The following is an 11267-nucleotide window of genomic DNA, read 5'->3' on the forward strand; positions in this document are numbered from 1 at the left end:
GCCCGCTCACGTCCCCTCCCTGCCGCGCAGCTCCTCCACGGCGGTACGGGCCGCCGCGCCGATGACCGCGTCGGCACGCGGCAGGGTGGCGTCGGCGCGGGCCGCCCGGGTGAAGACCACGGCGGTATAGGCACTGCCGTCCGCCAGCTCGACGACCCCGGCCTCGTGCCGCATCGCACCGAACGTGCCGGTCTTCCCCGACACGGTCACGTCGTCGTACGGGAATCCGGAGGCGAGCCGGTGCCGCCACGGCTGCCTGCCCATGACGTCGCGCATGAAAGCGCAGCGCTCCGGGGACGCCGCCCGCCCGGTCCAGATCGCGCGCAGCAGCCGCGCCATGTCCGCCGGCGTGGTGGACGCCTTGGAGACCGGGTCGTAGACGCCGGGCGGCACGGTCGTGTCATTGCTGGAGAGGCGTTCCATGGCGGCCGCCAGCGATTCCGTACCGGTCTCGGTGACCAGCCGCGCCCAGGTCTCCGCGACACCGCCGAGGATGCGGGTGTCCGGCAGGCCGAGCTCGCGGCAGACCGCGTCGGCCGCCGTGGCGCCCACGGCGCGGAGCACCGCGTCGGCCGCGGTGTTGTCGGAGATGGTCATCATCATGACGACCAGGTCCCGCAGTGACATCTCGACCGGGTCCTGGAGGATCGAGATGCCGGTCGGGCCGGCGATCCGGTGCGACGGCTCCAGGGTCACCCGCCGGCGCGGATCGATCTCCCCGGCATCGGCCAGCCGGCAGAAGGCCACCATCAGCGGCACCTTGTAGACCGAGCCCATCGGCACCGGCTCGTCGGGGTCGACGGTCACCCGGGCCTCGGGCCGGTGCAGTTCCGCCACGTGCAGCCAGCCCCGCACCCCGGCGTCGGCGAACATCTCGCGGATCGTGCGGGTCACGCCCCCGCCGCGCCGTGCCGCGCTCACTTCGCCGCCTGCCGGGCGAGCGTGTCCACCAGCAGCTGCGCCGTGTCCGCGGTCTCCGCCGCGGCCGGCCGCCGCGGGTCCCACACCACCCGCAGCCGCAGGGGCAGCGCCGGATCGGTGGCCCTGCGCCGCTCGACGCCCTCGGCGGTCAGCGTCTCGTCCGCGGTGACCAGCACGGCCTGCCCGGCCGCGACGAGCGCGAGCCCGGCCCGTTCGTCGGACACCACGACGGTCTCCACCCGCCGCCCGCGGCTGGCCAGTGTGTCGATGAACAGGTCGTGGGCCGCCGGTGCCTCCTCGCGCGGCCGTACGGCCACGGGCAGCCGCCGGGGCGTGCCGCCGGCGGGTCTGCCGCCGTGGTCCTCGGGGGTGAGGAGCCAGGTCGGGAAGAGCACCACCCGTCCGGCGGCCAGCCCGTCCAGCACGGCCGGATGCCGGATGACGGCGAGATCCAGCCGCCCCGCCGCGACGTCGGACAGCAGGGTGGCGGTGGGCGCCGTCACCACCCCGATGCGGGTCTGCTCCCCGGCCCTGACCGGCGCGGCCGCCACGGCCGCCGCGAGCGGAGCGGGCACCTCCGGCGCCAGGCCGAGCCGCAGCCGGGGCCCGTCGGCGTGTTCCCGTGCGCCGGTCTCGCGCAGTTCGGAGAGCGCGGCGAGCGCCCTGCGCGCGTGCGGGAGCAGTACGGCCCCCTCGTCGGTGAGCGCGACGCCCCGGTCGCGGTCGAAGAGGCGCACGCCGAGCAGTGCCTCCAGCCGGCGCAGCCCCTGTGACAGGGGCGGCTGGGTGATCCCGACCCGCTGCGCCGCGGCACCGAAGTGCTCCTCCTCCGCCAGTGCGACGAAGATTTCCAAGTGCCGTTCCGTCAGCATCCCGCTCCCGTGGCGTGCGCCGATATCACCTGTGAATCAAGCTCAGGCCAAAAGCGTATTCGACATGGGCGCCGGTCGCGGGTTGACTCCGGGACGTGACGTCGACGCGCTGACCCCGCTCGGCGCGGGCGTGCCGGCATACCGATAGGGGGAACCATGACGTACGCGCATCACTCGGCGGGACCGGATCTCCCGGGGCGGCGGCGCGGTGGTCGCCGGCGGTATGCCGCGGCGCTGGCCGGCCTGCTGCTCGTGGGCGCGGGGGCCGGGGCCGGCTACTCCTTCCTGCTGGCTGACCGGGGCGCCGACGACCCCCAGGTGGTTGCCGCCACCTCCCGCTTCGAGGCGTTCGCACGGGCGTGGGAGGTGGGCGAGGCACGCAAGGCCGCCGCGTACACCGACACCCCGCCCGTCGCCCGCTCGCTCCTCACGTCGGTCATGACCAACCTCGCCCCCACCTCCGCCGACATCCGGCCCGGCGAGGGCGAGAAGCAGCGCGACGGGGAGGTCCGCCTGCCCTTCACGGTCGCGATGAAGGTGCCGGGCGCGGGCGCCGTCGAGTGGCGGTCGCAGGCCCGGCTGCGGCAGACCTCCGGCACGTGGACGGTGGTGTTCTCCACGCCGCTGGTCCATCCGGAGCTGAAGCCCGGCCAGACCCTGGCGCTCAAGAGCCGGGACAGGGCCGAGGTCCTCGACAAGAACGGTGCGGCGCTGGAGGCCGCCTCCCTCGTCGGCACCGTCGACGAGCGCACCGGACGCGGCACCTCAGGGCTCGAAGCGCGGTACGACGCGCGCCTCTCCGGCGGCAAGGGGCCGACGAAGTCCGTGGTCGCGGTGGACCGCGGCAGTGGAAGGGCCGTACGCACCCTCACGGCGAAGGAACCGGCCGGGGGCCGCCCGGTGCGGACCACCATCGACCCGCGCGTGCAGCGGGCGGCGGCCGAGGCGCTGTCCGGGGTCACCAAGAAGGCGGCGATCGTCGCCGTCGACCCGCGCAACGGCCACATCCTCGCCGCGGCCAACAAGCCCGGCGGGCTCAACCGCGCGCTGGCCGGCCGCTATCCGCCCGGCTCCACCTTCAAGGTCGTCACCGCGGCGGCGCTGCTGAAGTCCGGGCTGCGCCCCTCGGGCCCCGCGGCCTGCCCCAAGTACGCCCGCGTCGACGGCCAGCGCTTCGAGAACCAGGACCTCTTCACCCTGCCGGCCGACGCCACGTTCCAGGACGCCTTCGCCAGGTCCTGCAACACCTTCTTCGTCGACGCCAGTGCGAAGCTCTCCGCCTCGGCGCTCCGGGACGCCGCGCGCGCCTTCGGCATCGGCGGCGCCTGGGACGTGGGCATCGCCACGTACGACGGCAGTGTGCCCGTCAGCACCAGCGACAACGACAAGGCAGCCGCCGCCATCGGCCAGGCCCGCGTCCAGGCGTCGCCGCTGGTGATGGCGTCCGTCGCCGCCACCGTCAAGAACGGCTCCTTCCGGCAGCCGGTCCTCGTCCCGGACGCGGTGAAGAAGTTGTACCGGGCGCCCGGGAAGCTCGATGCGAAGGTGGCCGACGACCTCCGCGCCATGATGCGCGCCACGGTCACCTCGGGCTCGGGCCACGCCCTGAAGGACCTGCCCGGGCAGCCGCACGCGAAGACCGGCACGGCCGAATTCGGTACGGCGAAGCCGCCGCGCACCCACGCCTGGATGATCGGCTACCAGGGCGGGTCCGACCTGGCGTGGGCGGTGTTCCTGGAGGACGGCGGTTCCGGGGGCGCGGACGCCGGCCCGGTAGCGGCCCGGTTCCTGAAGAACGTCCACTGACCGCAAGGCCGAAGACCAACCACTGACCGCAGTGCCGAGCAACGACCAGCAACACCCGGCAGCAACCACTGACAACAGCGCTGCGGCGCGAGGAAGAGAGAGAAGAAGCGTGGAAACCACCGGAACGACGCGTCCGACCCGCCGTACCGTCCTCGCCCTCGGCGCGGGCACGGCCCTGGCCGCCGCCCTGCCCGCGAGCAGCACCGCGTACGCAACCGGGCGCCTCGACGACTCCACCACAAGGCAGTTGAGAGCGCTGGAGGACAAGTACGCAGCCCGGCTCGGGGTGTTCGCGCGCAACATGGCCACCGGCCGTACCGTGCGCCACCGCGCCGACGAGCGCTTCCCGATGTGCTCGGTGTTCAAGGGACTCGCGGCGGCCGCCGTCCTGCGGGACCTCGACCACGACGGCGAATTCCTCGCCCGCCGCCTCCACTACACCGCGGCCGAGGTGAAGAAGGCGGGGTACGCCCCGGTCACCGGCAAGGCGGAGAACCTCGCGCGCGGCATGACCGTCGGGGACCTGTGCGCCGCCGCGGTCGGCGAGAGCGACAACGCCGCGGCCAATCTGCTCCTGCGCGAGCTGGGCGGTCCCACGGCCGTCACCCGGTTCTGCCGCTCGGCCGGGGACGGCATCACCCGGCTGGACCGCTGGGAGCCCGAACTGAACTCCGCCGAACCGTGGCGGCGCACCGACACCACCACGCCGCGGGCCATCGGCACCACCTACGCCCGCCTCGTCCTCGGCCGCGCCCTCACCCCGCGGGACCGCGAGCGGCTCACCGGCTGGCTGGTCGCCAACACGACCAACACCAAGCGGTTCCGGGCCGGTCTGCCCGGCTGGACCCTGGCGGACAAGACCGGCGGCGGCTCGGACTACGGCGTCGCCAACGATGTGGGCATCGGCTGGCCGCCGCACGGCGCGCCGCTCGTCCTCTCCGTGCTCTCCACGACGTACGACCCCGAGGGGCCCACGCACGACGAACTGGTCGCCGAGACGGCGGAATTGGTGGCCGCACGGCTCACCTGAGCTTGTCCTTCCAGCTCACGTCGGTGCGGAGTGCCGGCCGGTGGGAAAATGCGGTGCGTGCCGGCTGCAGGCCGGTCAGACTCGCTGACATGACTGAGCAGATCACCCGCATCAACCCCGAGCAGCTCCATGAGACACCCGGCTACCACCACATCACCGTGGTGGAGGCCGGCCGTACCGCCTATCTGGCGGGGCAGTGCCCGCTTGACCGGAATGGCGGTCTCGTCGGTTCCGGTTCCCTCGAGACGCAGGTCGACCAGGTCGTCGCCAACGCGCTCACTGCCCTGGCAGCGGTGAGTGCCCAGCCCGAACACGTGGTGCGGTCAGTGATCTACGTGCGGAGCGATGAGAGGGACAGTCTCGCGGCCGCGTGGCGTCGGCTCACCGAGTCCGCCCTGGGGCCGGCGTTCACCACCGCCAGCACGCTCCTGGGCGTCGCCCAGCTGGGCTTTCCTGGACAACTCGTCGAGGTGGACCTCACCGTGGCGCTGCCTGACTGACGTCGCACGGTGTATCGCACCGGGTGGCCCAGCCGGGCATCGGGGAAGCGTTCGCGCAAGCGTCACGCTTCCGGGAGGAACCATCCGACTGGCTGACCGTGCGCGGGACGAGCGGTTCGCGCTCGTGGACGCGTTGCTGTGCGGCGTGCGGCCCGGTGCCCTCGCCGCTGCTCGGTCCGGTCCGGAAAAGCCCGCATGACCATGGTCCGCCGGTCACTCGTGTCCTCCTGCGACCGGTTCGGGCCAATGACCCCGGACGGCCTCCCCGTACGGCGGAGGAGGTGACAGGCTCGGCGTACCGCACCCACCGGGAAGCCTGGCCGGCCCGGCCGCCCGGCTCCGGATCCGGGCGGCGGACGTCGACGGGCGGCGCAGAGGCCGCCGGGGAGAAACATGTCCGGGACGGACGGTCACCGCAAGGGCAACCTCCGTGAGGAGACCACGGCGTTCCTGGGCCGCCGCCGGGAACTGACCGAGCTGCGGCGCACGGTGGTCCGCTGCCGTCTCGTGACGCTGACCGGCAGCGCCGGCGTCGGCAAGACCCGGCTCGCGCTCCGGGCCGCCGACGCGGTGCGTGCCCACTACCCGGACGGGGTGTGGCTGGTGGAGCTGGCCGCCCTGCGCAGCCCGGAGCTGCCGCCCGTCGCGGTCGCCGAGGCCCTGGGCGTGGCGGCCCCGGCCGGGTGTTCGGCGGCGGAGGCCGTCGCCGAACACCTCAGGGACAAGCGGCTGCTGCTCGTCCTGGACACCTGCGAACACCTGGTGGGCTCCTGTGCCCACCTCGTCGCCGAACTCCTCACCGTGGCGCCGGGGCTCACCGTGCTCTGCACCTCCCGCCAGCCGCTGCGCGTACGCGGCGAACGCCTGCTGGAGCTGCGCCCGTTGGCCCTGCCCGGCGACGGCGGGATGCCCGGCGCCGACGCGTGCGAGGCGCTGGAGTTCTTCCTCCGGCGTGCGGCCGACGCCGCGCCCGGTATCCGCTTCACGGCGGCGGACGCGGCGGCCGCCGTGACGGTCTGCCGGCGTCTCGACGGCCTCCCGCTGGCTCTGGAGCTGGCCGGCGCCCGGCTGCGGCAGATGCCGGTGACGGAACTGGCGGACCGGCTGAGCACCCGCCTGGACGTGCTGGACGCCGACGGGCGCACCGGTCCGCGGCGCCACCGGACGGTGCGGACCGCGATCGGCTGGAGCCATGAGCTCTGCGCGCCGCTGGAACGGCTGCTGTGGGCGCGGCTGTCCGTCTTCGCCGACGGTTTCGACCTGCCGATGGCACGGCAGGTGTGTGCGGGCGGCCCGCTCGCCCCCGACCGGCTGGGCCCGGTGCTGGCGGGCCTCGTCGACAAGTCGGTCGTGGTGATCGACGACGGCCGGCACCGGATGCTCGACACGGTACGGGAGTACGGCGGCCAGTGGCTCGCCGAGCTGGGGGAGCGGGACACCGTACGCCGCCGGCACGCGGACGCCTACCGGCGGCTGGCCGAAGAGGTGGACGGCGCGTGGCTGGGCCCGCGGCAGCGGGAGTGGCACGCGCTGCTGACCGCCGAGCACGCCAACCTCCGCGCCGCGCTGGACCACCACCTCCAGCGCGGTGACGCGGCCGCCGCCGTGGCCATGGCCGGCGCGCTCCGTTTCTTCTGGTGCTGCGGACACCACCGCGAGGGGCGCCGCTACCTCGACCGGGCGCTCGCGCTCGACCGCGCGCCGGTGCACGGCCCGGCCGACGGCCGGCCGGGCGGGCCCGCTGCGGCGAAGCGGGACCGGGACCGGGATCGGGACAGGGACCGGGACCGGTTGCGGGCCTTCTGGTCGCGCGGCTACCTCGCCCTCAATCAGGGGGACGCCCGGGCCGCCGACGGCGCGATCGCCGACTGCGCGGCACGGGCACGCGCGGCGGGCCCGGACGAGCCGATGGCGGCCGCCGCCCACCTCCTCGGGTGCAACTGGATGCTGCGCGGGGACCCGGCGGCCGCGCTGGCCGCGCTCGCCGGCGTGCCTCCCGCCACCCCCGACGGCGCCGGGTTCACCGTCTGGCTGGCCGCCCAGCTGACCCGGGGGTGCGCGCTGGTCGTCCAGGGGCAGTTCGCGCGCGCGGCGGACCGGATGGACCGGGTCCGCAGCGAATACACCTGCCACGGCGACCTGTGGTCCCGTTCCCGCGCCGGCCTGGTCCGCGCGCAGGCGGACGCCGGCCGGGGCGAGCTGGTGTCGGCGGCCCTGGGCGCGGCCGACGCGCTGGAGGGCCCGGAAGCCCTGCGCGACACCGTGAGCAGCGCCGCCCTCCTACAGGTGGTCGCCTCGGCCACCCTGGGCCTGGGCGGGGCCGAACGGGCGGCCCGGCTGCTGGGCTTCGCGGACAGTTTGTGGCGGCAGGTCGACGGCCGGATGCCGTACTCGTACCCGCACCTGGCCGGTGCCCGCCGCACCTGCCACGCGGAGGCCAGGGCGGCGCTGGGCGACCGGGTGTACGAGCGGGCGTACCGGGACGGCGGCGGGCTGGACGCCGCGGCGGGCTTCGCCTACGCCCGCGCAACGGCGCTCCGCTCCGGGCGGATCAGGTGACGTCGGACGCGTCCAGCCGGTACAGCGTCTGACCGGAGCCGGAGTTCGAGCCGGAGCCGGAACCGGAGCCGGAGTTCGAGCTGGAGGTTTCGCCGCCGTACTCGGACGCCCGCACCGCCGTGCCGTGCTTCTTCACCCAGGCGTTGACCTCGGTGGAGAGGCCGTTGCCGCCGCCGGGCCCGCCGCCCATGCCGCCGCCGACCAGCACGTAGTGCAGCTTGCCCGCCGCGACCAGCGACTTGAGCGTGGCCACGGTCATGGCCCGGTCCGACCCGGTGAAGCCCCACATGGACAGGACGGGCTGCTTGCTGCTGAGGATCATCGAAGCGGCGCTCTGCGAGTTCGACACGGCGGCCAGCCAGGTCGCGCCGTCCCGGTGCCGTTCGAGGTAGGCGAGCATCTTGCTGTCCGCGCCACCCATGCCGCCGGGACCACCGCCCCGTGCACCACCGCGAGGGGCGCCGCCGCGCGAACCGGAGGAGCCGTCGGAGGTCCCGGAATCCCCGGAGTCCCCGGAGCCGTTGGCGGGACCGGCAGCGGCGTCCTTGCTGCCGTTCCGGCCGGGTGTGCCGCCCGGCCGCTGTGGCATACCGTCGCCGGCAGGACCGGACGGCCGCGCCATGCCGCCCTCCGCACCCCGGGGACCGGCGCCCTTCGCTCCCGGCGGGCCGCCGTGGCCGCCCGGGCCGCCCATGCCGCCGGTCGACGGGCCCGCGGTCGGGTTGACCCCGCCCATGCCGCCGCCACCGGAGGAAGCGGGCACGGAGACCGCGTACGCCGTCGGGCCGGCCAGCGCGGCCACGACGGCCACGGCGAGCGAGACCGCGAGCAGCTTCGTGCGGCGTACCGCGCGGGCGCCGGCCGGTGTGCGGAAGGCGAGCAGCCCCGCCAGCGCGGCGAGTGTGAGGACCGCGACGACCGGCACGAGCCAGGCGTTCCAGTCCGCTGCCCGGCGCAGCAGCACGACCGCCCAGACCGCCGTCACGGCCAGCGCGGCGGGCAGGACCCAGATCCAGCGGCGGCTGTCGCGGAACGCGCGGAAGAGCAGCGCCCCGCCACCGCCGCACAGCGCCGCGATGCCGGGCGCGAGGGCCGTCGTGTAGTAGGGGTGCACGGTGCCCTCGGAGAGGCTGAACACCAGGTAGTGCAGTACGGTCCAGCCGCCCCACATCAGCAGGGAGGCGCGCACGGCGTCGGTGCGGGGCGCCCGGCCGCGCAGCACCAGCCCGGCGGCCAGCGCGATGCCGGCGAACGGCAGCAGCCAGGAGATCTGGCCGCCCAGCGTCTCGTTGAACATCCGGCCCCAGCCGGCGGCCCCCGCGAAGCTGCCGCCGCCTCCGCCGTTGCCCTCGCCGCCGAGGACCCGGCCCAGGCCGTTGTAGCCGAGGATCAGGTCCCAGGCCGTGCCGTCGGTCGAACCGCCGATGTAGGGCCGGCTGTCGGCGGGCCAGAGCTGTACGGCCAGCGCCCACCAGCCGCTCGCGGCCACCAGGGCGACGCCGGCGAACAGCAGGTTGCGAATCCGCTTCGCGAGGCCGAGGTTCACGGCGTACAGGTACACCGCGGCGATGGCGGGCACGACGATGTACGCCTGGAGCATCTTGGTGTGGAAGGCGAGGCCCAGGGCGAGGGCCGTGCCCAGCAGCGGCAGGAGCCGGCCGGTGCGGATCGCGCGCAGCGCCAGCGCCGTGCCGGTGACCATGAGGAACACCAGCAGCGGGTCGGGGTTGTTGTCCCGGGTGATGGCCACCGTGATCGGCGTGAGCGCGAGTACGAAGGCGGCGACCGCGGCGGCGCCGTGCCCGAAGACCCGCTTGACCGCGGTGTGCAGTACGGCGATCGAGCCGAGCGCTGCGCCGACCATGGGCAGCAGCATCTGCCAGGTGCCGAAGCCGAGGACGCGGCAGGAAAGGCCCATGAGCATCAGCGCGAAGGGCGGTTTGTCGACGGTCAGGAAGTTGCCGGCGTCGAGGGAGCCGAAGAACCACGCCTTCCAGCTCTGGGTGCCGCTGTAGACGGCGGCGGAGTAGAAGCTGTTGAGGTCGTTGGCCGAGGTGCCCCAGAGGGAGAGGAGCGCGGCGACGGCGAGGGCGGCCCACAGTGCGGGGCGCGACCAGCGCGGTTCGTCCCGGCGGCCGAGCAGCAGCGCGGCGGGCCGGGACCGCGGGCGAGCGGGCGCGGGAGGCGGGACGGTGGGCAGGGGCGGGGCGGTCATGACGGTGGCTCTTCCTCGGCAGGGACGGACGGTCGTCGGGCGGGCGCGGTCAGCGAGCGGCGGCTTCGGCCCGCACGGCAGCGGCTTCGGCCGGTACCGCGATGGGCTGTGCCGCGGCGGGCCGCTCCCCGGTTGATGGCTCACCGGCCGGCAGCGTCTCGGCCGGCAGCGTCTCGGCGTACTGCCGCAGCCAGGACCGGAAGTCAGGACCCAGGTCGGCGCGGCCGCACGCCAGCTGCACGACGGCGCGCAGGTACGAGGCCCGGTCCCCGGTGTCGTACCGCCGCCCCCGGAAGAGCACGGCGTGCACCGGGCCGCCCCGGCGGGCGTCGCGTCCGGCCAGCTCCTGGATCGCGTCGGTGAGCTGGATCTCGCCGCCGCGCCCGGGGGCCGTGCGCTCCAGCACGCCGAAGACGGCGGGGTCGAGCACGTACCGCCCGATCACCGCACAGGTGCTGGGCGCCTCGCCGGGTGCCGGCTTCTCGACCAGCCCGGTCACCCGGAGCACGCCGTCCTCGGCCGGTTCCACGGCGGCGCAGCCGTAGAGGTGCGTCTCCGCCGGGTCGACCTCGGTGAGCGCCACGACGCTGCCGCCGGTCCGCGCGTGCACCGCGAGCATGTCCGTCAGCAGCGCGTCGCGCGGGTCGATCAGGTCGTCCCCGAGCAGTACGGCGAAGGGCTCGTCGCCGATGTGGTCGCGTGCGCGGAGCACGGCGTGGCCCAGACCCAGGGGAGCGCCCTGCCGGACGTGGTGCATGCGGGCCAGCCGGGCGAGGCCGCGTACGGTCGCGAGCCGGTCCGCGTCCCCCTTGGCGGCCAGTACCTCTTCGAGTTCGTGGGCGCGGTCGAAGTGGTCCTCGACGGCGCGCTTGTTCCGGCCGGTGATCATGAGCACGTCGTCCAGCCCCGCTCCGGCCGCCTCCTCCACGACGTACTGGATCGCCGGCTTGTCGACCACCGGCAGCATTTCCTTGGGCGTGGCCTTGGTCGCGGGCAGGAAGCGGGTGCCGAGACCGGCGGCGGGGACGACGGCCTTGCGCACGGACGTGCGTACAGGCATGGAGAACCTCACGGGAACGGAGAAGGGCAAGTGCCCTCACACCCTGCGTCCCCTCGATGTGGGGAGCCTTGGCCCGTCCTTTGAGCGAGCTGTGAAGGGGCACTCCCGCGTGGCCTGCGGAAAGAGCCGTACGGTGGGGGTTTCTGTGCGGATTTACCTCATGCATATGATGTGCAAATGCGCGGCTACAGCATCAGGACGGCGACCCCCGACGACCTCGACGGCGCGCGTGCCGTCATGCTCGACACGGTCTACCGGGACTTCGGCACGGGTTACGTGCCGCGCTGGCACCGCGACATCATCG

Annotated in this window: 8 protein-coding genes and 1 pseudogene; 5 read left to right on the top strand and 4 right to left on the bottom strand. The window is 74.6% G+C overall.

Translation table 11 applies throughout. The annotated features are described in order from the left end of the window. Nucleotides 1–6: 6 nt before the first annotated feature. Both C3486_RS21825 and C3486_RS21830 read right to left on the bottom strand, forming a co-directional pair. Complete coding sequence (locus tag C3486_RS21825) at nt 7–894, bottom strand: serine hydrolase (protein ID WP_308461260.1); 888 nt, start codon at nt 892–894, stop codon at nt 7–9. Nucleotides 895–917: 23 nt separating this feature from the next. Next, entirely contained in the window at nt 918–1775 is an 858-nt protein-coding gene (locus tag C3486_RS21830) for a LysR family transcriptional regulator (protein WP_258052922.1), read from the bottom strand. A 174-nt stretch (nt 1776–1949) separates the two neighbouring features. Here C3486_RS21830 and C3486_RS21835 point away from each other — a divergent pair, with 174 nt between their 5' ends. From C3486_RS21835 to C3486_RS21850, 4 genes are all read left to right on the top strand, one after another. Continuing rightward, on the top strand, nt 1950–3599 hold the full coding sequence (locus C3486_RS21835) for a penicillin-binding transpeptidase domain-containing protein (protein WP_103834439.1): 1650 nt from the start codon (nt 1950–1952) through the stop codon (nt 3597–3599). A gap of 109 nt (nt 3600–3708) precedes the next feature. Then, nucleotides 3709–4629: a class A beta-lactamase gene (gene bla / locus C3486_RS21840; RefSeq protein ID WP_103834440.1), complete on the top strand. Its 921-nt coding sequence runs from the start codon at nt 3709–3711 to the stop codon at nt 4627–4629. A gap of 89 nt (nt 4630–4718) precedes the next feature. Next, nucleotides 4719–5129, top strand: coding sequence for a RidA family protein (locus tag C3486_RS21845; protein ID WP_103834448.1), 411 nt, complete (start codon nt 4719–4721; stop codon nt 5127–5129). Between the two features lie 393 nt (nt 5130–5522). Then, the gene (locus C3486_RS21850; RefSeq protein WP_103834441.1) at nt 5523–7688 is read left to right on the top strand and encodes a hypothetical protein; all 2166 of its coding nucleotides are present in this window, start codon (nt 5523–5525) and stop codon (nt 7686–7688) included. Here the strand turns inward: C3486_RS21850 and C3486_RS21855 are convergent. Together C3486_RS21855 and C3486_RS21860 are read right to left on the bottom strand one after the other, a co-directional pair. Continuing rightward, nucleotides 7681–9903 carry a glycosyltransferase family 39 protein gene (locus C3486_RS21855; protein ID WP_103834442.1) on the bottom strand — a complete coding sequence of 741 codons (2223 nt, stop codon included), beginning with the start codon at nt 9901–9903 and terminating at the stop codon, nt 7681–7683. The genes C3486_RS21850 and C3486_RS21855 overlap by 8 nt on opposite strands. A gap of 49 nt (nt 9904–9952) precedes the next feature. Next, complete coding sequence (locus tag C3486_RS21860; protein WP_103834443.1) at nt 9953–10963, bottom strand: UTP--glucose-1-phosphate uridylyltransferase; 1011 nt, start codon at nt 10961–10963, stop codon at nt 9953–9955. 177 nt (nt 10964–11140) lie between these two features. Between C3486_RS21860 and C3486_RS38135 the strand changes: the two are divergent. After that, a pseudogene (locus C3486_RS38135) lies at nt 11141–11267 on the top strand (GNAT family N-acetyltransferase); the annotation flags it as partial.

It is taken from the genome of Streptomyces sp. Ru73, from assembly GCF_002920575.1.
In the GTDB taxonomy this organism is placed as follows: Bacteria; Actinomycetota; Actinomycetes; order Streptomycetales; family Streptomycetaceae; genus Streptomyces.

Coding starts and splice junctions, on each gene's coding strand:
- C3486_RS21835 (WP_103834439.1), top strand. CDS start 1,950: ATGACGTACGCGCATCACTCGGCGGGACCGGATCTCCCGGGGCGGCGG.
- C3486_RS21845 (WP_103834448.1), top strand. CDS start 4,719: ATGACTGAGCAGATCACCCGCATCAACCCCGAGCAGCTCCATGAGACA.
- C3486_RS21850 (WP_103834441.1), top strand. CDS start 5,523: ATGTCCGGGACGGACGGTCACCGCAAGGGCAACCTCCGTGAGGAGACC.
- C3486_RS21855 (WP_103834442.1), bottom strand. CDS start 9,903: ATGACCGCCCCGCCCCTGCCCACCGTCCCGCCTCCCGCGCCCGCTCGC.
- C3486_RS21860 (WP_103834443.1), bottom strand. CDS start 10,963: ATGCCTGTACGCACGTCCGTGCGCAAGGCCGTCGTCCCCGCCGCCGGT.